21 protein-coding genes, 1 riboswitch and 1 other annotated feature are annotated in these 22,620 nt (G+C 45.1%); of the genes, 19 read left to right on the forward strand and 2 right to left on the reverse strand.

What is annotated here, in order from left to right; genetic code table 11:
- The first annotated feature begins 18 nt into the window (after nucleotides 1-18).
- The 4 genes from pheT to HQN88_RS10520 all read left to right on the forward strand — a co-directional run bounded on the left by pheT (nucleotide 19) and on the right by HQN88_RS10520 (nucleotide 6,808).
- Nucleotides 19-2,511 (forward strand): phenylalanine--tRNA ligase subunit beta, encoded by a 2,493-nt coding sequence (pheT, locus tag HQN88_RS10505; protein WP_173110808.1) that lies wholly within the window; start codon nucleotides 19-21, stop codon nucleotides 2,509-2,511.
- Nucleotides 2,512-2,605: 94 nt separating this feature from the next.
- Nucleotides 2,606-4,900, forward strand: coding sequence for a cell division protein ZapA (gene zapA, locus HQN88_RS10510; RefSeq protein WP_173110810.1), 2,295 nt, complete (start codon nucleotides 2,606-2,608; stop codon nucleotides 4,898-4,900).
- Nucleotides 4,901-4,906: 6 nt separating this feature from the next.
- Complete coding sequence (locus HQN88_RS10515; protein WP_274318752.1) at nucleotides 4,907-5,461, forward strand: CvpA family protein; 555 nt, start codon at nucleotides 4,907-4,909, stop codon at nucleotides 5,459-5,461.
- Between the two features lie 239 nt (nucleotides 5,462-5,700).
- Nucleotides 5,701-5,943, forward strand: a sequence feature (16S ribosomal RNA rRNA prediction is too short).
- 250 nt (nucleotides 5,944-6,193) lie between these two features.
- Nucleotides 6,194-6,808, forward strand: a complete 615-nt coding sequence (locus HQN88_RS10520; RefSeq protein WP_173110812.1) for a transposase — start codon at nucleotides 6,194-6,196, stop codon at nucleotides 6,806-6,808.
- A gap of 62 nt (nucleotides 6,809-6,870) precedes the next feature.
- Here the strand turns inward: HQN88_RS10520 and HQN88_RS10525 are convergent, their stop codons facing one another.
- Complete coding sequence (locus HQN88_RS10525) at nucleotides 6,871-7,296, reverse strand: cupredoxin domain-containing protein (protein ID WP_173110814.1); 426 nt, start codon at nucleotides 7,294-7,296, stop codon at nucleotides 6,871-6,873.
- A gap of 176 nt (nucleotides 7,297-7,472) precedes the next feature.
- Complete coding sequence (locus HQN88_RS10530) at nucleotides 7,473-7,841, reverse strand: phage holin family protein (protein WP_173110816.1); 369 nt, start codon at nucleotides 7,839-7,841, stop codon at nucleotides 7,473-7,475.
- 240 nt (nucleotides 7,842-8,081) lie between these two features.
- Here HQN88_RS10530 and HQN88_RS10535 point away from each other — a divergent pair, with 240 nt between their 5' ends.
- From HQN88_RS10535 to cobU, 15 genes are all read left to right on the forward strand, one after another.
- On the forward strand, nucleotides 8,082-10,442 hold the full coding sequence (locus HQN88_RS10535) for an endonuclease MutS2 (protein WP_173110818.1): 2,361 nt from the start codon (nucleotides 8,082-8,084) through the stop codon (nucleotides 10,440-10,442).
- A 92-nt stretch (nucleotides 10,443-10,534) separates the two neighbouring features.
- Nucleotides 10,535-11,215: a PspA/IM30 family protein gene (locus tag HQN88_RS10540; RefSeq protein WP_173110820.1), complete on the forward strand. Its 681-nt coding sequence runs from the start codon at nucleotides 10,535-10,537 to the stop codon at nucleotides 11,213-11,215.
- Between the two features lie 119 nt (nucleotides 11,216-11,334).
- Nucleotides 11,335-11,754 (forward strand): DUF350 domain-containing protein, encoded by a 420-nt coding sequence (locus HQN88_RS10545; protein ID WP_173110822.1) that lies wholly within the window; start codon nucleotides 11,335-11,337, stop codon nucleotides 11,752-11,754.
- A 138-nt stretch (nucleotides 11,755-11,892) separates the two neighbouring features.
- Nucleotides 11,893-12,393: a hypothetical protein gene (locus HQN88_RS10550; RefSeq protein ID WP_173110824.1), complete on the forward strand. Its 501-nt coding sequence runs from the start codon at nucleotides 11,893-11,895 to the stop codon at nucleotides 12,391-12,393.
- Between the two features lie 124 nt (nucleotides 12,394-12,517).
- On the forward strand, nucleotides 12,518-13,744 hold the full coding sequence (locus tag HQN88_RS10555) for an MFS transporter (RefSeq protein WP_173110826.1): 1,227 nt from the start codon (nucleotides 12,518-12,520) through the stop codon (nucleotides 13,742-13,744).
- Nucleotides 13,745-13,806: 62 nt separating this feature from the next.
- The gene (cysK, locus tag HQN88_RS10560) at nucleotides 13,807-14,727 is read left to right on the forward strand and encodes a cysteine synthase A (RefSeq protein WP_173110828.1); all 921 of its coding nucleotides are present in this window, start codon (nucleotides 13,807-13,809) and stop codon (nucleotides 14,725-14,727) included.
- A gap of 199 nt (nucleotides 14,728-14,926) precedes the next feature.
- Nucleotides 14,927-15,418 carry an Lrp/AsnC family transcriptional regulator gene (locus tag HQN88_RS10565; RefSeq protein ID WP_056609404.1) on the forward strand — a complete coding sequence of 164 codons (492 nt, stop codon included), beginning with the start codon at nucleotides 14,927-14,929 and terminating at the stop codon, nucleotides 15,416-15,418.
- Between the two features lie 15 nt (nucleotides 15,419-15,433).
- Entirely contained in the window at nucleotides 15,434-16,636 is a 1,203-nt protein-coding gene (locus tag HQN88_RS10570; protein WP_173110830.1) for an aminotransferase class I/II-fold pyridoxal phosphate-dependent enzyme, read from the forward strand.
- Nucleotides 16,637-16,704: 68 nt separating this feature from the next.
- Nucleotides 16,705-16,971 (forward strand): aspartyl-phosphate phosphatase Spo0E family protein, encoded by a 267-nt coding sequence (locus tag HQN88_RS10575; protein ID WP_173110832.1) that lies wholly within the window; start codon nucleotides 16,705-16,707, stop codon nucleotides 16,969-16,971.
- 63 nt (nucleotides 16,972-17,034) lie between these two features.
- Nucleotides 17,035-17,562 (forward strand): hypothetical protein, encoded by a 528-nt coding sequence (locus HQN88_RS10580; RefSeq protein ID WP_173110834.1) that lies wholly within the window; start codon nucleotides 17,035-17,037, stop codon nucleotides 17,560-17,562.
- Nucleotides 17,563-17,586: 24 nt separating this feature from the next.
- Nucleotides 17,587-17,739, forward strand: a riboswitch (cobalamin riboswitch).
- A 155-nt stretch (nucleotides 17,740-17,894) separates the two neighbouring features.
- Complete coding sequence (locus tag HQN88_RS10585) at nucleotides 17,895-18,905, forward strand: ABC transporter substrate-binding protein (protein ID WP_173110836.1); 1,011 nt, start codon at nucleotides 17,895-17,897, stop codon at nucleotides 18,903-18,905.
- Nucleotides 18,905-19,942 carry a FecCD family ABC transporter permease gene (locus HQN88_RS10590; protein ID WP_173110838.1) on the forward strand — a complete coding sequence of 346 codons (1,038 nt, stop codon included), beginning with the start codon at nucleotides 18,905-18,907 and terminating at the stop codon, nucleotides 19,940-19,942. Before HQN88_RS10585 ends, HQN88_RS10590 begins: the two co-directional genes overlap by 1 nt.
- Before the next feature lie 5 nt (nucleotides 19,943-19,947).
- On the forward strand, nucleotides 19,948-20,724 hold the full coding sequence (locus HQN88_RS10595; RefSeq protein WP_173110840.1) for a heme ABC transporter ATP-binding protein: 777 nt from the start codon (nucleotides 19,948-19,950) through the stop codon (nucleotides 20,722-20,724).
- 23 nt (nucleotides 20,725-20,747) lie between these two features.
- Nucleotides 20,748-21,926 carry a nicotinate-nucleotide--dimethylbenzimidazole phosphoribosyltransferase gene (locus tag HQN88_RS10600; protein WP_173110842.1) on the forward strand — a complete coding sequence of 393 codons (1,179 nt, stop codon included), beginning with the start codon at nucleotides 20,748-20,750 and terminating at the stop codon, nucleotides 21,924-21,926.
- 26 nt (nucleotides 21,927-21,952) lie between these two features.
- Nucleotides 21,953-22,507: a bifunctional adenosylcobinamide kinase/adenosylcobinamide-phosphate guanylyltransferase gene (cobU, locus tag HQN88_RS10605; protein ID WP_173110844.1), complete on the forward strand. Its 555-nt coding sequence runs from the start codon at nucleotides 21,953-21,955 to the stop codon at nucleotides 22,505-22,507.
- The last annotated feature ends 113 nt before the right edge of the window (nucleotides 22,508-22,620 follow it).

The following is a 22,620-nucleotide window of genomic DNA, read 5'->3' on the forward strand; positions in this document are numbered from 1 at the left end:
AAAAGGAGGGTATAAAGCATGAAAGTTTCTTATCAATGGTTATCGGAATATGTTGACGTAACAGGCTTCACAGCCGAAGAATTAGCTGAAAAATTAACCCGCAGCGGTATCGAAGTGGATATCGTCGAGGATCGTAATAAAGGTGTATCTAACGTTGTTGTTGGGTTCGTAAAATCCCGAGAAAAGCATCCTGATGCCGACAAACTAAGCGTTTGCGTGATCGATGCAGGGCAAGGGGAAGACTTGCAAATCGTGTGTGGTGCCAAAAACATTGATGCTGGACAAAAAGTTCCTGTCGCGATGATTGGCGCTGTTCTTCCGGGCGGACTGGAAATCAAACGCGCTAAGCTGCGCGGCGTGGAATCACAAGGCATGATCTGTTCTGCGAAAGAGCTAGGGCTTAACGACAAATTGCTTCCAAAAGAAATTCAAGAAGGTATCTTGGTATTGCCTGAGGATACGGAAATTGGCCAGTCCATTCTAGATGTATTGGCAATTAGCGATAAAGTCATGGATCTCGACTTGACACCGAACCGCTCCGATTGCTTGAGCATGCTCGGAGCTGCTTACGAGATCGCGGCGATCCTTGGCCGCGAGGTTAAGCTGCCTGATGCGGAAGCTGCTCTTCAAGCGGCAGGAACTGCCGGCGTGAAAGCTGCGGACCGCATCAGCGTAAAGATCACAGCGACTGAGCAGTGCACGCACTACGCGGCCCGCCTGATCGAAGGCGTGCGCGTGGGCACTTCTCCGCTGTGGATCCAGAACCGTTTGATGGCTGCGGGCATCCGCCCCATCAACAACATCGTCGACATCACGAACTTCGTGATGTTAGAGTACGGCCAGCCGCTTCACGCGTTTGACGCTGAGCAGCTGAATAACGGACACATCGACGTACGACTCGCTGAGGCTGGCGAGAAGCTCGTTACACTCGACGAAGTGGAACGTACTCTAGAGCCGCACATGCTTCTCGTGACGGACGGCACGAAGCCTGTGGCGATCGCTGGAGTTATGGGCGGCGCCAACTCCGAAGTGACCGATGGAACTTCGCGGATCCTGTTGGAATCCGCAAAGTTCGCTGGCAGCTCCGTGCGCCGTACATCGCGCCAGTTAGGTCTTCGCTCCGAAGCGAGCCTTCGCTTCGAGAAAGAAGTGAACCCGGAATCGGTGATTCCGGCGTTGAACCGTGCTGCTGCGCTGATTGCGCAATACGCAGGTGGTAAAGTCGCTGACGGCATCGTAGAAGCCGCTAGCGGAACGCACAAGTCCGTCAGCATCGAGCTTGGGGCTGACCGTGTGAACAACTATCTCGGCACAGCGCTTTCTCTGACCGAGATGGGGCAAATCCTGTCGCGCTTGCATTTCACATTCGAGCAAGCTGGCGAAGGCAAGCTGCTCGTGCATGTCCCGAGCCGCCGCGGAGACATTACGCGTGATGTCGATTTGATCGAAGAAGTAGCACGTCTCTTCGGCTACGATAACATCCCGACAACCTTGATGACCGGCGTTACGACGCCAGGGTCACTATCCAAAGAGCAATCCATCCGCCGGATTACACGGAATATTTTGACGCAAAGTGGATTGAATGAAGTGATTACGTATTCCTTCACAAACCCGCGTACACACGCTAGCGCAGGTACTGAAGCGAATCCACAAGCACAAGTAGATGCTATTCCTGGTCTATATCGGGCAGCGAAGCCAATTTCACTAGCGATGCCAATGAGCGAAGACCGCAGTCAGCTGCGCACTAGCCTAGTACCTCATTTGCTTGATGTTGTTAGCTATAATCGCAATCGTACAATGGATGATGTCGCCATTTTCGAAATTGGCAAAGCCTTCATTACGGACGAAGAGGCTCTTACGACTCTGCCGCAAGAAAAGCTGTTACTGTCTATCGTACTGACAGGCAAGCGACGCCAAGCTCACTGGGCACAGAAGTCAGAAGCTGTTGATTTTTACGATATCAAGGGGATTTTCGATCGTTTAGTTGAGTACCTTGGAATTAAGGGTCTGACATATACGTCAGCAGCGCCAGAAGGTTTTCACCCAGGTCGTACAGCTGAGATCTTACTTGCATCCGCTGAAGGTCCAAAAGTCATTGGTCGTGTAGGCCAACTGCATCCGACTGCACAACAACAGCGTGATCTGGACGACACGTATGTGCTTGAAGTTGAATTAGCACCTATCTTAGAAGCTGCGGGTGAGGAGATAGTTTATAAGCTGTTACCTCGTTATCCGTCTATCGGTCGTGATATTGCAGTCGTGGTGAATACAAGCGTTCCAGTTGGACTTATGGAGCAAGCAATTTCAGATGTTGCAGGGGAATTGTTGGAGTCAATCCAAGTGTTTGATATCTATACAGGAGAGCGCCTTGGTGCTAATCGTAAGAGCGTAGCAATCGCACTTGTATACCGTCATGCGGACAGAACTTTGCTGGATGAAGAAGTAACTGAACTCCATGCCAAAGTTGTGGCAACACTTGAACAACAATTTGAGGCAGAGTTAAGAAAATAGTGTAACTTTCCTTATAGGTTGCAGGAATATAGGCTGGTCTTATCGAAATTATTCTCGATAGGGCCAGCCTTTCATCTTAAGGGAGGATTTTAATTTGACTACTGAAGATAAAACAAGAATTACTGTTGATATATATGGACACCAATACAAGCTCAAAGCAGATACAAGCACGAACCATATGAAGGCCGTTGCAGAATATGTGAATGACCAAATGTTCCGTATTGCCAAAGGTTACCCCCGTTTGGATTCGCAGCGGATCGCTGTCTTGGCTGCAGTAAACATGGCTGATGAGTGCTTCCGCATGAATGTAATTTTAGAAGAGTTAAGCAAAGTACAGAAAGAGCAAGAAGCGACGAAGATCGCCTACGAGAAGCTTACAACACGGCATCACGAATTAAAGCAAGAAGATGACAAGAACCAAGCCTTACTCTCTGAGCTTAATGAGAAGTTGGGACAAATCCCAGAACTTGAAAAGCAACACAAGCAAGAAATAATAAAGATAAGACAAGAACAAGAACAATCGAATCAGCAAATGCTGCAAATGAAACAGAAGTATGAACTTAGTAATCAACAGTTAGACCAAGCCAAGCAACAACTTGAACAAGCGAAGCAACAGCAGGTTCAAGCCAAACAACAGATTGATCAAACGAAACAACAGCTAGACCAAGCCAAACAACAGATTGATCAAACGAAACAACAGCTAGACCAAGCCAAACAACAGAATGAACAAGCGAAACAACAGCTAGACCAAGTTAAACAACAAAATGATCAAGCAAAACAACAAATCGAACAAGCGAAACAACAGAATGATCAAGTGAAACAACAGAATGATCAAGTGAAACTACAACAAGAGCAAGTTAATAAACAAATTGATCAAATCAAGCAACAGCTTGATCAAGAGAAGCGCCAAAGCCTACAAGTCAAGCAGCAGCTTGATCAAGAAAAACAGCAGCACCAACAAAGCAAAAAGCAGCTTGAACAAGCGCAACAGCAAAAATCGCAACAGCTTGTGAAGTTAGCTGAACAGCATAAACTTGAGTTGGCTGCCATTGAAGACGCGCATCGCAAAGAAAATGAAAGTCTGAACCAACAGCTTCAAGAAGAGAAACAATCACTTATCCAGCTACATCTGCAAGACAAAGAAAACGCAGAACTTCAGCACCAAGAAGCATTGGAATTACTATCCAAGCAAAGCGGTTCTGATATCGACGTCATCCATAAGCAGTACCAAGCACAAATTAAATCTATAAGTGTGCAACATCAGGAAGTACAAGCTTCCATGGCTCGAGAACATCAATCCCAACTAGCGTCTTTGAGACAAGAACATCAGTCCGCTATCGGGACAATTACAGACGGGCATCAAGCTGCAATAGCGCTTTTGGCAGAGGAACATCAAATTGCAATCGCGATCTTGACTGAAGAACAGCAGGAAGCAATCGCAATTCTGACTGAAGAACAACAAGTGACAATCGCATCCATGACTGAAGAGCATCAAGCAGAATTAGTAGCTATTTCAGATAGTCACCTTAATGAAATTGAAACAATTTCAGAAGAATACCAATCGGAGTTAACCGCAATTACGGATAAGCTCCAAAGTGAATTAGCAACTCAAATTGATGAACACCATTTTGAGATTGCTTCTTTGACAGAAAATCATCAAAATGAAATTGCTTCTCTCACCAATCAACACCAAAATGAAATGAGTGCAATTTCTGAGAACCATCAAAATGAACTGCAGGCAATTTCGGAAATGCACCAATCGGAGTTGAGTTCAATTTCAGAAAAACATCACAATGAATTGGAATCGCTCTCTAAGCAGCACCGAGATGAATTAACTCTAAACAATACGAAAAATCATAACGAAATAGCAGCCATCGTGCGTGGTCACCATGCTGAGATTCATGTGATTAAACAGAAACATCAAGCTGAGCTAGAAGTAGCAGCAAGCGCTCATGAAGAGGACATCGACTCACTCGCGTTGTTATATCAGGAAGAAGAAGAGGCAAAAGCACAACGGTTTGAAGAGGCAAAGGGTGATTTGGAAGGTCACTATCAGAAACAACAAGCATTGTTCCAACAACAGCTTGAGGAACAGAAGGCAACGATCATTCAGCATTATCAAGGGAAAATTGAAGAATTACTTGCACAAATGCAGATAGAACGAGATACACGAGCTCAAGAATTTGAAGAACAGAAAGAACTTATTTGGAGTCAAGCTCAGCAGGAAAAAGAAGAACTTCTACAACTGAGTATGAACGACGAAGCTCAACAAGAAGAACTTCATGCAGTCAAAGAGGAATACCGGAAATTGCGTGAAGAGTATGCTAAGCTTCAAATTGAATATAACGAATGGATTGAGCTTGTAGAAGCTGATAGTCCAATTGGGTAGCCCTAAGTGACAGTGAACACATTGGATTACGTCTTAATGTCGGTCATTGCCTTAGGACTGTTGATTGGCTACTTTAGAGGATTTATCTCTCAAATCGTTTCTATTTCGGGTATGATTCTCGCTTATCTAGTTGCGTTTTATTTTTACAAGGATCTTGCTCCGTTCCTCAAGAGTGCGATCTCGTTACCAACCTATCAAAATTATCAAAAATATGAATTCATCGTAAAAGGACTCAATCTAGATACTTATATTCTAAATGCCATAGCCTTTGCGCTCCTGTTTTTTGGGGTTAAACTTGCACTTATGGTCATTGGCAGAGCCTTGAACGTTCTTGCCAAAACCCCAGGTCTAAGCACGATTAACCGCTGGAGCGGCGCATTACTGGGCTTAGCGGAAGCGCTGCTGATCATTGTAATTGCTGTAAATGTCATGACCATCATTCCGTCAGACGTCCCTCAGAAGCTTCTAGCAAGCTCATCTATAGCTCCTTATTTAATTAACGAGCTCCCACAAGTAGCGGGTAAACTCCATGACCTGTGGAAACAAGGAATCTCCCTATAGAAACTACTGCCTTTTTTTAAAAAAAGCGGTAGTTTCTATTTATTTTGCGGGGAGACACCTTATAATGCGAGAGGGATGAGGGATGAGAGCGAGGAGTTAAGTGGGTCTGCCAGGCGAAGAACTACCTCGCAAAACATTTTTTCTGAAGTATCTACAACTACAAAATTAGTCATATTCCGCAATGGGTAACACCTTCGCATTCTACTCAAATGACTCTAAAAACGTTGGATCTAATTTCAGAACACAATACACCCTCCAAGTAGGGCTCCCATCGCTGCCTGTCCCGAAATGATTCCTCTCACGCACAAATCAGATGAACAAATGAGTGTACCTAGTTGGTGAAGTAACGGCTCACCGAGGCGACGATGCGTAGCCGATCTGAGAGGGTGAACGGCCACACGGGGACTGAGACACGGCCCAGACTCCTACGGGAGGCAGCAGTAGGGAATCTTCTGCATTGGACGCAAGTCTGACGGAGTCACGCCCACTTCGTTCTTCCAGGGAGGATCTACCTCAATTCTAAGCTACTACAGTACTCCTCCCCTATATGAGCCACTCGAGTGTTGTAATGAAACATGTTTTTAATTGTGATTATATTGTATTGTAGGTACTTCAGAAAAGTTGGAAATCGGAAATGCTCCCGCGAAAAAACATTATTTTCTTTACATGGAAACAAATGTTCGATATAATAAATATAGGAACATAAGTTCTGTTGGAGGAGTGAATCTGATAATGGAAATGCATCTAATAGATTCGATGAATAATGCTTTCCAATCAGAGGAAGAGTGTGAGCAGTTCTTAATGAAAAGTCGCTGGGCGAATGGGTTTTCTTGTCCAAGATGTGATCATAATTCATTTTATAAAGTAAAGACACGCAGTTTACTCGAATGTAAGGAGTGCCGGACTCAAATATCTATTACTGCTGGTACTGTCATGCATAAATCGAAGTTACCTTTATTACTCTGGTTCAAAGCCATTCGAATATTGATCCAAGATGAGTTGACATACTCAATTCCAGCGTTTGCAAATTTACTTAGTGTGAACTATCGGACTGCTAAGTTGATACTTGAAAAAATTCAATTAGCCTTACACAAGCAATATGGCCGTATGGGGAAGCCTAAGACAGAAAGGCTAACTGAAGAGTCCATAGCAGGCAATAATGAGCAACCAAAGGGTGAAGAAAAAAGTAACAGAGTTCGCAAGAATACGAGTATTGTAGCAAGGTTCCTTTTTAGGACGTCTAGAAACGTTAAATATGCAGAAGAAGATCTGTTTAAAAAATGGATGCATGCGTGTTTATCTGTGTTTTTGTATCCGCATTTTTTAAGATATTTTCAAGGTAGATGAAAACAAAAAACCTCTTCACAGAATCGTGAAAAGGTTTATTAATAGACCAAGAAAACTAGTGATTATTCAACGATAAGAGTTGTTTTCATACTCGCATGGCCAGATCCGCACATGATGGAGCAAGTAATCGGGAATGAACCTGCTTTATCTGGTGTGAAAGTAACGGTTTTATTACCATTGTTGAGGTTGATGTTAAACTCTTTAATCGATGCTCCGTGAACACCTTGAGAATTGTCTAGTGTGATTGTGACAGACTCGCCTTTTTTGATGCGATATTCGGTTTTATCAAATTGAAAATTTGTAGCTTTTAATACAACTTCTTGTCCACCTGCTGCAGCTTTAGTAGTAGCGGCTGGTGAACCTGTGGCTGCCGTTGTTGCAGCTGGTGTTGTTGAAGATTCTGTTGCTGTTTTGGAGTCTTTGTTTCCACATGCTGTGATGGCAATAATTACTGCTAGTCCCATCATAAGAATTGTAAGTTTTTTCATGGGTACCCCTCCGTATACATATAATGATATCCCCATTATTGTACACGACCTATTTCCAAATTACAGTGACAAACTGGTGAAACCACAAAGAAAAGATCGGCCCGGCGAGTGAGAACGCTGCAGGCCGATCTTTTTTTTGGCTTTACTTTAGCTATCAGTTATGGAAACTGACAAGTTTATCGACGATCTTCTCTGCCTGTGAGCCCTTGCTCGAAAGGGGTTTTTACAGGAATGAATAGGTCGATGATCCCAATGACTAAAGCAGCTAAAATGGCACCTATCATGCTCGTAGACACATTGGTCACAATAAATTGAGCGGCCCAAATGACTAATGCGCTCACTATAAAACCTACGATACCTCTGCCAAAGGGAGTGATTTGTTTGCCGAAGATTCCTTCAATGATCCAAGCCGCGATTGCGATAACGAGCGCCAAGAAAAATGCACTCCAAAACCCGCCGACTGAAAATCCTGGAACTAACCAGCTTACAAACATTAAAACCAAAGCCGAAACAATAAACCTTACCAGATGTCCAAGAAGATGCATGTCGTGAACCTCCTTCTTTCTGTCATGGAATGTCACCATTGACAAGAAGCGATTTTTTGAGCAAAATGCTTTGATCGTGATGATTTGCATTCCTTTTGGCAGAGGATTAGATGCGTGGGCTTAGTGTAACCAATTCTGTAATAATTATGGCGGGCAGTATCTTCCATATAATCATTGTCTCCGTAGCTAATCAGGATCTATTTGGTTTATAATATAGGGTAGAGAAAAGAGGTTGGAACATTGAATCCGAAAATAATAAAAACATTAGAATATCAGAAGATTTTACATAAAGTAGCTCATCATGCTTCGACATCATTAGGCAAAGAGACAGCGGAGAAACTCGAGCCTAAGGGGGATTTCGAACTTGTAAAACTTCGCTTACAAGCTACTGATGAGGCTGTAAATGTAGAGAGGTTAAAAGGCAATGCACCTTTCGGAGGTATCCGAGATATTCGTGCGCCTCTGCATAGAGCTAGGATTGGCGGGATGCTAAATCCAACAGAGTTGTTGGAAATCTCAACTACGATGTTTGGATCGCGCAGATTGAAGCGATTTGTACTTGCTGCTCATGAGGAATATGCGATCCCAATGTTAAAGGCGCAAGTGGAGTTGCTGACAGAAAATAAACAACTAGAAGATAAAATCAATAGCTGCATCGATGAAAATGCGGTAGTTGTTGACGGGGCTAGCCCTGAATTAGGGCGAGTTCGAAGTGAGCTTCGCACAGGTGAAGGTAGAGTGCGCGAAAGATTGGAACAAATGATTCGTAATTCTTCTGTCCAGAAGATGCTTCAGGATGTGCTTATAACGATTCGGAATGACCGTTTCGTTATTCCAGTGAAATCAGAGTATCGTTCCAGTTTTGGGGGAATGATTCACGATCAGTCAGCTTCAGGTGCAACGCTATATATTGAACCAGATGCTATTGTGCAATTAAATAATAAAATTCGTGAACTTAAATTTAAAGAAGAAGCTGAGATCGAGAAAATTCTGCGGGCATTAACTGAGCTAGTTGCTGAACAAGTGGAAGTGCTTGTTTTGGATGTGGATCAGCTGGCAGAGCTTGATTTTACTTTTGCCAAAGCAGGCTTAGCTAGAGAATTAAAGGCTACCATGCCAAGATTGAATGATAGAGGTTTTATTAAGATTAAGAGAGGAAGACACCCGTTGATCGCGGCGGATGCGGTTGTGCCACTTGATCTGGAGTTGGGCAACGATTACTCACAAATTATCGTCACAGGCCCGAATACAGGCGGTAAGACGGTTTCTCTTAAAACCGTTGGACTTCTGAGTCTGATGGCGATGTCTGGACTGTTTGTACCTGCCGAAGAAGGCACGCAACTCTGCGTATTCGATGCCATTTATGCGGATATTGGGGATGAACAAAGTATTGAGCAAAATCTAAGTACATTTTCCAGTCATATGACGAATATTATAAGCATTTTACGTGACATGACACCGAAAAGCTTAGTATTGCTGGATGAGCTTGGCGCGGGTACTGACCCTGCTGAAGGATCCGCACTAGCGATTTCAATTTTGGACTATATTCATCAAATTGGCTGCCGTATCATTGCAACGACACATTATTCGGAATTGAAGGCGTATGCGTATCAAAAACAAGGTACAATTAACGCAAGCATGGAATTTGATATCCAAACGCTTAGTCCGACATATCGCTTGTTAGTGGGAGTTCCTGGTCGAAGTAATGCTTTTGCTATTGCTGAGCGACTTGGATTGTCTCGTCGCATTATTGAACATGCTCGCACACAAGTAGGAGAGGAAGATCAGCGCGTGGAGTCGATGATTGCGTCCCTCGAGGAGAATCGCCTGATCGCAGAATCTGAGCGTTATGCTGCGGAAGAGTTGCGTAAAGAAGCTGAAGCGATGCGCAAATCGCTGGAGGCTCAGCAGCTCAAATTCGATGAGCAACGTGATAAGTTGCTCGAAAAAGCGGAGCGCGATGCGCGCGAAGCCGTTATCAAAGCTCGCCGCGAAGCCGACGAGGTTATTGCGGACCTGCGTCGTATGGCAATGGAAGAAGCCGGTGGGGTCAAGGACCACAAGCTAGTTGAGGCGAAGAGACGTCTGGATCAAGCGACACCTGAACTACGTAGCAAACAAGTGCGTGCTTTGAAGAAGCGCCCTGAAACAATTGAAGCAGGGGATGAAGTCCGGGTCATTTCATTAGGACAAAAAGGGCACGTTGTAGAGCTTGTGGGAACAACCGAAGCCAATGTTCAATTGGGTATTATGAAAATGAAAGTTCAGCTATCTAACCTTGAGAAAACGGGCAACGCGCCTCAGTCGAAGCAACCGCAGAAGGTGGCAACCACACTAAAGCGAACTCGCGATGATAATGTCAAAATGGAATTAGATATGCGCGGTATGAATATGGAAGAAGCTTTGATTGAAGCAGACCGCTTCCTAGATGAATCTTTCTTGAGTAATTTTGGTCAAGTGTATTTGATTCATGGTAAAGGTACAGGTGTGCTTAGAACAGGGATGCAAGAATATTTGCGTCGACATCGTCATGTGAAAAGCTACCGGATGGGTAATTACAATGAAGGCGGAGCCGGTGTTACAGTTGTCGAATTGAAATAACTAATAAATTTTTGATCCTTTTTGAAACTCATTCTTCGGCAATGCGTATGAAATAGATATAAAAGAGTATTAAACCTTAGGAGGAATTTTAGATGGGAATTTTCAAAAGACTTCGCGATATGACAATGGCTTCAGTTAATGATTTATTGGATAAGGCAGAAGATCCTGTCAAAATGTTAAATCAGTTTTTACGCGATATGGAAGAAGATATTTTGGAAGCAGAAACTGCAGTTGCGAAACAAATTGCTATTGAAAAGAAATTTAAACTGCAATTTGAAGAGTCCGAAGAGATGGTTACGAAACGTACAGAGCAGGCTATGAAAGCCCTGGAAGCAGGGAATGAAGATTTGGCCCGCCGCGCACTGGAAGATAAGAAAGAGCACCAAGGTCGTTACGATGAATTGAAACGTCAATACGATCTAGCCAAAACAAATGCGGATCAGCTTCGTGGGCAGTTAGCGGAGATGAAAGATGAGTTTAACAAAATGAAAAACAAAAAAGATTTGTTAATTGCTCGCGCGGAAACAGCGAAAGCACAAAAACAAATCAACCAAGCAATGTCTGGGTTCGGTACAGACAATGCGGCTAAAGGCTTCGATCGTATGAGCGAAAAGGTTCTGCAAATGGAAGCTGAAGCACAAGCAAGCGGAGAACTTCGCTCCAAAAACCGCAGCTTAGATGATGAGTTTGCTGGTTTGGGTGGAAGCAGCAGTGAAATCAATGATGAATTAGCTGCAATGAAAGCTAAGCTTGCTGAAAAAAAACAATCCTAATGATATACTAGTTGTACCTGCGAGAGACTGAGTCATACTCAGTCTCTACTACCATATATAGGGAATAAGGGATTTCGTTAAAAGTCTCTCTACTTGTGTAAAGGAAGGCAGGAGATGATATGAACGAAGAGGTGGATATCTTGTTAAGTAACCCGTATTTAGCAACGCTTGCTTTTTTTGCTGTAGCAGTGGTCGCGCTTGTTGTTTTCCTTACCATCTTCGAAATGGTTACGAAGTATGATGATTGGGCTGAAATTAAAAAAGGCAATCTATCGGTCGCCATGGCTACTGGTGGGAAAATTTTTGGGATTTGCAACTTGTTCCGTTTCGCCATTTTAAACAATGACACCATGATACACTCTCTCGTTTGGGCCGGATATGGCTTCGTGCTTCTGTTGGTTGCCTACTTTATCTTTGAATTCCTAACGCCATATTTTAAAATTGATGAGGAAATAAAGAAGGATAACCGTGCGGTAGGTTTCTTATCCTTAACGTTATCAGTGTCCTTATCCTATGTGGTCGGAGCATGTGTAACCTAGTATCATACATAGTCTTGGAGGCTTGAACAATGAAATACCTGTGGGGAACCTTGTTTGCTATTGCGCTTGTATTTGTAGCGGCAGGGGTTTATTATGTATGGAAATATGCATAGATGCAATTAGCTGGAGGATTTCGCAATGAGTAGTAACGAAGAAGTCGTATGTCCATGGTGCCAAACGGAGATCGTCTGGGATCCCGAGATTGGGCCAGAGGAAGAGTGTCCACATTGTTTTAATGAATTGAATGATTACCGCAGCATTGATCTGAAGGTTAAGCAGACAGGGCAGAAGCTTCGTTTCAATGAGCAAGAATATGCCGAATCCGATGAGGATTTATCGTTGGCTTGGGATGATTCCGATGAGCCACTTGATAAGTACGGCGAGAAGGTCCAACAATTAACGGATGAGCAGGAAGAAGCACCAGAGTGCTCTAGTTGTCATGAATTCTTGCTACTAGCTGGAACTGAAGTGACAAGCGGAGCTTCTTTCACACCTAGCATTCCCAAAACGTTGGGGAGTGCGTTCTTAACAGGTCCTTTCACGACGGATGTTTATGTGTGTCCGTCCTGTTTCCGAGTTGAGAAAGTGCTTTCAGATACGGACCGATTACTGATGGTTGAACGCATCAAATCGGAATAAGATCGTTGGAAATGGAACCGAGTCCTCGTGGATTCGGTTTTTTTGCATGCATATGCCTCATATTTTCACTCCAAAGGGGAAGGTTAACAAAAGCCTATAATCGGTCTCAATTAGGAGGAGGAGTATGCAAAAGAATCAAACGAATGTGAAAAGTAAAGGGAAGCTGGATGCTCAAGCGATCCTTTTGCTCGTTGTTCATGCACTATTCGGCGGAGCCAATGCATTATCGGGTACTTTCGTCGGTGTTTATTTATGGAAAGCCAAAAATGACTTTACGTTAATCGGTTGGTTCACCTTAACGACCCATTTGACAATGGCTATAACCTTTTGGTTAGCCGGAAAGTGGGTGAAAGAACATAATAAAATGAATTGCTTGCGTATTGGTGTATCCATTTCAGCGTGTTTTTACATGCTGGTGCTCTGGATGGGGACTAGCAGTGTCCACTACTTCGTTTGGTTAGGTATGGTCCAAGGGATCTCTGTTGGCTTGTTTTGGATTGCCTTCAACGTTGTTTACTTTGAAGTGACTGATCCAGATAATCGAGATCGATTCAATGGTTGGGTCGGCCTTTTGGGTGCTGGGGCAGGGATTATCGCTCCGTGGATTTCCGGTTTACTCATTGTGACGTTAGGCGATGGAGCGGGGTATCGTCTTATCTTTTCCATCTCGTTAGGCATCTTCCTATTAGGCGTTGTGATCAGTTTTTTTCTGAAGAAGAGGAAATTGAGCGGCACGTACGAATGGTTCCTGCCGCTGCGAATCCTTAGGCAACCCAAAACGCCTTGGAAGCGCGTGAGTCTGGCTTTACTTTTTCAAGGTGTGCGTGAGGGTGTATTTGGATTTATGATTGGATTGCTCGTGTACATATCGACTTCAAGTGAAGCAAGTTTAGGTAATTTTGCTCTAATTACATCATCCGTCGCGTTAGTTAGCTTCTGGGCAGCAGGGCGCTTCATTCGTCCTTCTTTTCGTAAAATGAGTATGTTCATTGGCTCGGTGATGGTTGTTCTCGTAATTCTTCCATTTTTTTGGAAAATGTCATTCAGCACCTTGCTGATATTTGGGATTGGTTCTGCACTCTTTTTTCCCATGTACTCCATTCCGATGGTGTCCGTTGTGTTTGATTTAATTGGCTCGGATGATGAAAGTGCCAAACAAAGGGAAGAGTACATCGTCCTGCGTGAGTTATCGCTGAATGTGGGGCGCGTATGTGGCGTTCTTTTATTTATATGTGTCATTTCTTGGAGTAAGGAGCCACTGGTCATCAATGTGCTGTTACTTGTCATCGGAAGCTCAACATTCTTCTCATGGGTATTCATTAGAAACCAATTACCGGCAGCTAAATCTTGACAGCGGTAGGTTTCCGCATGAAAATGTGAGTAGCATGAGTAAGGGATGAGGAGGGGGCACCAATGCCGCCAAAAATGGTGAATAGCATCACAGAGCTGATCGGAGATACCCCCGCGGTGCGCGTAAATCGCTTATTGGAACCGGAAGCTGCTGAGTTGTATGTGAAATTGGAGTATTTCAATCCTAGCGGAAGCGTGAAGGACCGTGCTGCTTGGAATCTCATTGATCAGGCTGAAAAGTCAGGGCAGCTTCAGCCAGGTGCGACGATTATTGAGCCTACTAGTGGAAATACGGGGATCGGACTCGCGATGAACGCGGCGGCCAAGGGCTATAAGGCCATCTTGATTATGCCGGATAATATGAGCAAGGAACGCATTAATATCCTGAAAGCCTACGGCGCCGAAGTTGTTCTAACGCCAGCCGCCTTACGGATGCCAGGTGCAATTGCGAAAGCTGTGGAGTTGCGGGATCAAATCCCCGGCAGCTTCATTCCACAGCAGTTTGAGAATCCAGCGAATCCAAGTATTCATCGAGTAACGACTGCACCAGAAATTCTGCAGCAAATGGAGGGTAGGCTGGATGCTTTCGTTGCTACCTCAGGAACTGGAGGTACGATTACGGGGACTGGTGAAGTACTTCGAGAGCATTTGCCGAATATCCAGATATATGTGGTAGAGCCGAAGGGGTCGCCTGTACTTTCTGGTGGAAGCCCTGGGCCACATAAGCTGGTGGGGACAAGTCCTGGCTTTGTGCCAGCCATTTTGAATACAAGCGTCTATGATGAGATTGTGCAAGTAACAGATGAGGATGCCATCCAAACGATGAAGGATTTGGCGAGTAAGGAAGGCATTCTTGTCGGTCCTTCGGCTGGAGCCTCGGTATGGACGGGGATGCAGGTTGCAAGAAAGCTCGGGGCAGGAAAGCGAGTGCTTTGTATTGCACCAGATACAGGTGAGCGATATTTAAGCATGGATCTCTTTTAACCTTGTACGAGGTGAATTTGGCAGTATAGAGCCACTTGGATAGTTATCCAGTGGCTTTTTATATTGCCATTCAAAGTGGAATTTTCAAATATATATAAATATTCTGCCTTTCTTCCGCGATCAACAATTGAATTAGGACAGCAATTCATTGTAAGATGAATGGATGAACGAAACATATCTCAGAAAGGTAGGTTTAACCATGGATACTTTGAAGCTTAAAATTCTCGATTTACTAAAGGAAGACGCCCGCAGGAGCGCGGATCTGATCGCCACCATGTTAGGAACGGCGGAGGCCGAAGTTGCGCGAGCGATAAGCGAGATGGAAGCGGATAAGGTCATCGTCAAATACGCGACAGTCGTGAACTGGAGCAAAGTAGATGACGAAAAGGTTACCGCCCTAATTGAAGTGCAAATTACGCCGGAGCGCGGGCGCGGGTTTGATGCGATTGCGGAACGGATCTATTTATATCCGGAAGTCAAATCGGTTTATCTGATGTCTGGCGCGTATGATTTGCTCGTTGAAATTGAGGGGAGCTCGCTCAAACAGGTGGCTTCATTCGTTTCCAACAAGTTGTCGCCAATCGACCGTGTGCTTTCTACGAAAACGAATTTTATTTTGAAAAAATACAAACAAGACGGCATTATTTTCGAAGATCAGGAAGATGATCACCGAATGCTTGTTTCGCCGTAAGGGAGAGGTAGCGCTATGATCAAGGATGAGACTACGATTCAAACTAGCAAAAAATCAATGAAGGACTACCTCGCTCCTGCGGTACGTGAAATGAAGCCTTCTGGGATTCGGAAGTTTTTTGATCTTGTAAGCAATAGCAAAGAAGACATCATCTCACTGGGTGTGGGCGAACCTGACTTTTCAACACCTTGGCACGTTCGTGAAGCAGCTGTACATTCCTTGGAGCGCGGCAGAACGAAATATACGCCAAACTCCGGTATTCCTGAGCTCCGCGAAGCGATTGCGAACTATTTGTATACCTCTTTTAAAGTGAAATATGAGCCTTCGAATGAGGTGCTTGTAACGGTAGGCGGCAGTGAAGCTATTGATCTAGCACTGCGCTCCCTAATCACACCTGGGGATGAGATTCTGATTCCTGAGCCTTGTTATATTTCATACTCGCCAATCACTGCCATAAGTGGTGGTGTGCCAGTAGGTATCGAAACTTTTGCAAAGGACCAGTTTAAATTGACGGAAAAGGCGCTTCGCGATGCGATTACGCCCAAATCCAAAATATTAATTCTCTGCTATCCTAGTAATCCAACTGGCGGCATTATGACGTATGAAGATTGGCTGCCGATTGCCAAAGTTGTTGAAGAGCATGATTTGATTGTCATTTCCGATGAAATCTATGCGGAATTGACGTATGGCCAGAAACATGTGAGCTTCGCAGCAGTTCCAGGCATGCAGGATCGGACGATTCTCGTTAGCGGCTTCTCCAAGGCTTTCGCAATGACAGGCTGGCGGATGGGCTATGCTTGTGGTCACAGAGAGCTAATCTCGGCTATGACCAAGATTCACCAGTATACGGTCATGTGTGCACCTGTCATGGGGCAAGTAGCGGCTCATGAAGCGTTGACGAATGGATTAGAAGAGAAAGATCGTATGATTGAATCCTATAATCAACGTAGACGCTTGGTGGTCAAAGGCTTCCGTGAAGTCGGACTCCAGTGTCACGAACCACAGGGTGCATTCTATGCGTTCCCAAGCATTGTAGCAACTGGATTAACCTCGGACGAATTTGCACAACGGCTTTTGTATGAGTCTAAGGTGGCTGCAGTACCAGGTGATGTGTTTGGATTAGGAGGAGAAGGTTTTCTGCGATGCTCTTATGCCTATAGTGTTTCCCAACTGAATGAAGCGTTAGAGAGAATCGGTAATTTCTTGAGGAAATTATAATATTCTTTATAAATTCATATGTTCATAGGAGACGAAAACTGGTATTCTAAGAGTAAGGAGGGATGAGCATGGCTTTTATGGAATATCAGCTTACTAACTTTCAGAAGCAATTTCAAATTCGCGAGCAAGAGTTCGGACAGCGCTGGCTGACCAAAAATGCCAAGAAGCAAAATTCCCTAGTTTTACTTGAAGAAGAGATCAATACGTTGAGACGTAAAATGGAACAGATGGTCATGGAAGGTCGAGAAATGACATCTGATGCAGTTGTTGAATTAAGTACGATGCTGGATCAAAAAATAAATGAATATATGACATCTGGAAAGAAAAGTCGGTGAAAACCGACTTTTCTGGCGATTATCGATAAAGAGAGAGTAATTGACGGAGGGAATTACATACACATGAAAGCAAAATGGTTATTCGTTGTCATGCTAGGAATGATGTTAATGCTTACAGCTTGTGGTGGACCGAAGGCAGATGTATCGGTGTTTATGATGGGACCTAACGGGTTTCCAAGTGAAGCGGCGGAGAAGTTGGAAGTATCTTTGAAATCCAAGGTAGGCGAAATTCCTACTGTGAAGCTGAATACATCACCTATTTTTTCATTGGAAAAAATGATTGTTGAGCTAGCTGCTGGTGGTAACGGGATTTTCATCTTGGGGGAAGAGCAGTTCAAAGGCTTGAGCAACCAAGCGGGATTCGTTTCATTGGATAACATAATCAACCCTAAGGATTATCCAGATGGGGTTATCGAGATCAAAGAAGAAGGTAAGGCCGCGGAGAAGCATCTGTACGGCATACCACTTACTGGTAACAAATGGATGAAAGAGCAGGGCTTTGAAGGTAAAGGGTTATATGCGTTCATTCCTCAGAATGCTCCGAAAATGGACGAGGCGTTGAAAGTCATCCAAATTATTGCGCAAAAATAAGAGAACGTCTATAATCGACAAATAGCTTAATTTGCAACTATAGGTACTGGTAATGCTCCAAATGGAACATTATTAGTTAAGGGGAAGCCGGTTTGAATCCGGCACGGTCCCGCCACTGTAATTCAGGCTTGTGTAAGTCTGGAGAGTCAGGATACCTGCCTATGGTGCCGATACAACATCCTTCGAGGAAAAGGATCGCGTTAAATCAGGAAGCAGCGTACGTAAGTTCGTTGCCATATACCGCGATTTATCGTCTCCTTCGTTCCTAGTGAACAAGGGGACTTTTTCATGTTTGCCTATGGATTGAATATAAGGAAAAGAGGGTTTAAGTGATGAAACAGAGGAATTTCAAAAAGGGTCTTATTCTTACCTTAGCGGTTGCGACCGCGATCTCGTTAGCAGCTTGTGCGAAGAAGGAAACAGAAATTACAGATCCATCGAAACTAGGCGGTGCAGGGACGAAGGCGCCAATTTCTTCGGCAACTCCTGCCGTTACGAAGAAAACGTCGTATCCCTTGATAGTAAAAGATGCGACAGGTAAAGAATTTACGTTCGACAAAGCACCAGATCGAATCGCGTCCGTGTCGCCATCAGAGACAGAATCACTGTTTGCGATTGGATTAGAAGCGAATATTGTCGGTGTCTCGGATTTCGACGATTATCCGGATGCGGCAAAAGCGAAGCCGAAACTAGGCAGCATTACGAAGCCTAACATGGAGGCTGTTATTGCTACGAATGCGAATGTTGTTTTCACTGGTGTTTCCATGGATACGGCATCCGTTGAGAATCTGCGTAAGGTGAACATAAACGTATTTAAAGTAGATCCCAAAACGTTAGATGATGCCATGAACAATATTCTAACATTTGGACAAATTACCGATCATCAAGAACAAGCGGAGAAAGTTGTCTCCAAAATGAAAGCAGATCGTCAGAAGGTCGTCGATGCTGTAAAAGATGTGAAGCAAGAAAACAAGAAAAAAGTGTACATGGAGTTTGCTCCGGGCTGGACCGTAGGAAGCGGTGTGTTCATGGATGAGTTAATAAAAATTGCTGGTGGAATTAACGTAGCTGGAGACAAAGCAGGCTGGTATGAGATTAGTGAAGAGAAGATCATTCAGCAAAATCCGAACGTTATTTTATTTGCAAATGGGATCGTCGATTTCAAGAGCAAGAAGCCATTAGAAGAAATTATTCGTACGCGCGGTGGGTGGGATGCCATTGATGCCGTGAAAAATAAACGTGTGGTAGGTCTTGACCAGAACTCTGTGAGTCGCCCAGGTCCGAGATTGACGGATGGATTACTGGAAATGGCGAAAGGGATCTATCCTGAATTGGTGAAATAATGAAAAGAAAATTGATGCTTGGAGGAGGAGTAGGCGTTATACTCCTTCTTCTTTCTATTGTGGTGAGTTTATCCATTGGGTCGGCTCAACTGCCTCTTACACATATCGTGGGGATTCTAGCGAAGCACTTGCCTTGGATAGGAAGTCACATTGAGGTGAACTGGCCACAATCATCGGAACAAATTATTAATAAAGTAAGAGTCCCTCGCGTGTTATTGGGGATTCTTGTAGGGGCTGTGCTTTCCATCGCCGGTGCAGGTTTCCAAGGCGTTCTGCGCAATCCGCTCGCTGACCCTTACTCCCTTGGCGTATCTTCAGGAGCTTCTGTAGGGGCTGCTTTTCTTATTTATTTCGGACTGCAATTCGCCTTGTTTGGTCAATGGTCGATCCCAATTGTGGCTTTCCTAACAGGGCTAATTTCCCTGTTCTTGGTCTTGAAACTGGCCATGATTGAAGGAAAGCTAAAGATGGAGACGCTGATTTTGTCAGGCGTCGTCATGCAAGCATTTCTTGGCGCGTTTGTGTCTTTCTTGGTTGCCATTTCGAATCAAACAATTAATGAAATTATTTTCTGGCTCATGGGCAGTCTAGCGATGCGCGGATGGTCATATACGTATATGATCTTACCTTATCTACTAATCGGTCTGGTGATTCTGCTTAGCTATGCGAGATCATTAAATCTGCTGGCATTAGGTGAGCGTCAGGCTGCACATCTCGGTGTTCATGTTGAGCGTACGAAACTGATCGTACTGATCGCGTCCACGTTGATTACGGCAGCTGCTGTGTCTGTAGCAGGGGTGATTGGCTTTGTAGGGCTGATTGTACCGCACTTGGTGCGACTATTGGTTGGTCCGGATTATCGACTAATCATTCCTTTATCCGCGATCGGCGGTGGGATTTATGTGTTATGGGCAGACACCTTGGCTCGAACATTGCTTAGTCCTACGGAAATCCCGCTTGGGGTAATTACAGCGTTTTTGGGTGCACCGTTCTTTGCCTATCTGCTTCATAAAGATAAGAAAACGTTAAGAGGTTGATCACGATGATTCAAGTGGAGGGGCTCTTTCAGAGCTTTCGAGAACAACAAGTGTTGGATAATATGAGCTTTGAAGTCGGGCAAGGGGAGTTTTTTGGGATCATTGGACCCAACGGCAGCGGGAAATCTACCCTGCTTCGACTTCTATCGGGCATGGATCCGGTCATGCATGGCAATGTGCTTTTGAAAGGGAAAAAGGTATCATCGTATTCACGCAAAGAATTAGCCAAATGGCTAGCTGTTCTTCAGCAAGATGCTTTGCCTCCAGTGGGCTTCACAGTTCGTGAAGTTGTGGAGATGGGACGCTACCCTTTCCAGAATTGGCTAGGGGAAGATACGACTGAATCGGATGGACTCATTGACGCCATTATCACAAAGCTTGAGCTGGTAGGGCTAGTAGATCGCACGATTGAACGTCTGAGCGGTGGAGAGCGGCAGCGCGTTGCCTTAGCGAAAGTGATGGCCCAGCAGCCAAGCTTGCTCATGCTTGATGAGCCGACAACCTTTCTTGATATCGGTTATCAAATTCAGATGATGGATTATATTCGTTCTTGGCAGAAAGAGTCGGAACTAACGGTTATAGCTGTTCTGCATGATTTGAATTTGGCAGCGCAATATTGCACAAGATTGATGATCGTACATGAGGGGCGAGTAATCGCGACAGGAACGCCTGCAGAAATTATTACAAGTACGCAAATAGCTGAAGTATACGGAACAGAGCCAATTGTACTTAAGCATCCTGTTAGTGAAGTACCGCAGATTTTATTACAACCTGGGAAATAATGAAAGTCCGGAGGAAGACAATAATGAATCATTTACATAACTTGATTAACGCGATTGAACCTGTTCATCATGAGGTGGCTCATCAAGCCAATGACCATTTAAATCAATTGACGAAGCCGCAAGGAAGCTTGGGAAAACTGGAGGATATCGCACGCCAAGTTGCAGGGATAACAGGCGAAGTGATGCCGACTTTCGAGAAAAAAGCCGTTATCGTAATGGCGGGTGATCATGGTGTTTGTGAGGAAGGCATCAGCGCCTTCCCAGCGGCAGTGACGCCGCAAATGGTGCTCAATTTCCTGTATGGCGGGGCTGCTGTGAATGTCCTTGCTAGACATGCTGGGGCTGATGTGGTTTGTGTGGATATGGGGGTCAATGCGGATTTGGAGCATCCTAATTTGGTCTCTCGCAAAGTTAGAAAAGGCACGCGTAACATGGCGAAGGAAGCGGCTCTTACCCTAGATGAGACAATTGAAGCAATTGTAGCAGGTAGTGAGATCGTGGATGATTTGGTGGCAAAAGGCTACCGACTTTTCGCTACCGGTGAAATGGGGATTGGCAATACGACGGCGAGTGCGGCGATTTTGTGTGCGTTGACGGGCGTCGATACTGGCCTCGCCGTCGGTCGTGGAACGGGCATTGATGATGCGACTTGGCTGCATAAACAGTCGGTTGTGAATAGGGCGTTGCGCGTTAATGGGCTGCACGGGCGTGGGAAAGATGCGGCTACGGGTGTAGGTGAGAGTGCAAGTGCAAGTGCAAGTGCGAGTGCAAGTGCGAGTGCAAGTGCGAGTGCAAGTGCAAGTGCAAATGCAAGTGCAGGAGCAGGCTCAAGCGATGAGTATGCGCTTGAGGTGTTGAGCAAGGTCGGCGGATTGGAGATCGCCGGACTCGTTGGGGTGATCCTGGGCGCAGCGAAGCATCGCTGCCCGGTGGTTGTCGACGGCTTCATCTCGTCGACCGCAGCGCTCGTGGCGAGCCGATTAGCTCCGCTAAGCGCGTCCTACATGCTCGCCTCGCACTTATCTCAGGAGCAGGGACATAAGAAGGTGCTCGAGTCGGTTGGCCTCGCAGCGATGCTGCAAATGGATATGCGACTGGGCGAAGGCACAGGCGCAGTGCTCGTGTTCAACTTGATCGATGCCGCAGGTAAGATCATGAAGGAAATGGCGACCTTCGAAAGCGCAGGCGTTTCGAGGGAGTAACCAGCAGAGAGAAGGAGGCGAACACGATGGCGGTTCTGGTAACGGGCGGCGCGCGCAGCGGCAAGAGTTCCTTTGCGGAGAAGCTGGCGATGCAACGCTGCCAGCATGGAATTTACATTGCGACCTCCCACATCTACGATGAGGAAATGAGGGAGCGGGTAAGTCTGCACCAGCAGCAGAGGCTTCAGTCGGGTTTCCCTTGGGAAACCCGGGAGGAGCCGTATGCGCTGGGGGCTTGTCTTGAGCAGCTGCACGAGCGCAGCGAGGGTGCTGTGGTACTAGTGGACTGCCTGACACTGTGGCTGACGAACTGGCTGCTCTACTATGAGCAGGAGAGCGATGCAGTTCAACTCGTATCCAATCAAATTGACGAGCTTGTGAATGTCGTGTCCTCCTACAGTGGACAACTTATTTTAGTTACGAATGAAGTAGGCGACGGAATTGTGCCGGAATACCCGCTTGGCCGCCAATTTAGAGATTTGGCAGGGCGGATGAATCAGCGTGTGGCCGAAGTTTGTCAGCAGGTTTTTCTGGTTACGGTTGGTATCCCTATCGAATTAAAAAGTAGAGCTTATATGTAAAGGATTTATATGCTACACATAATAAGTTGGCAATATTTCTCTATATGATCTTCCGTCCTTGAAGGACGAGTAGCCGTTTATTTTGACATCTAAATTATAAGCTTGTGTGGTTC

Source organism: Paenibacillus qinlingensis, assembly GCF_013204845.1.
GTDB lineage: Bacteria > Bacillota > Bacilli > Paenibacillales > NBRC-103111 > Paenibacillus_E > Paenibacillus_E qinlingensis.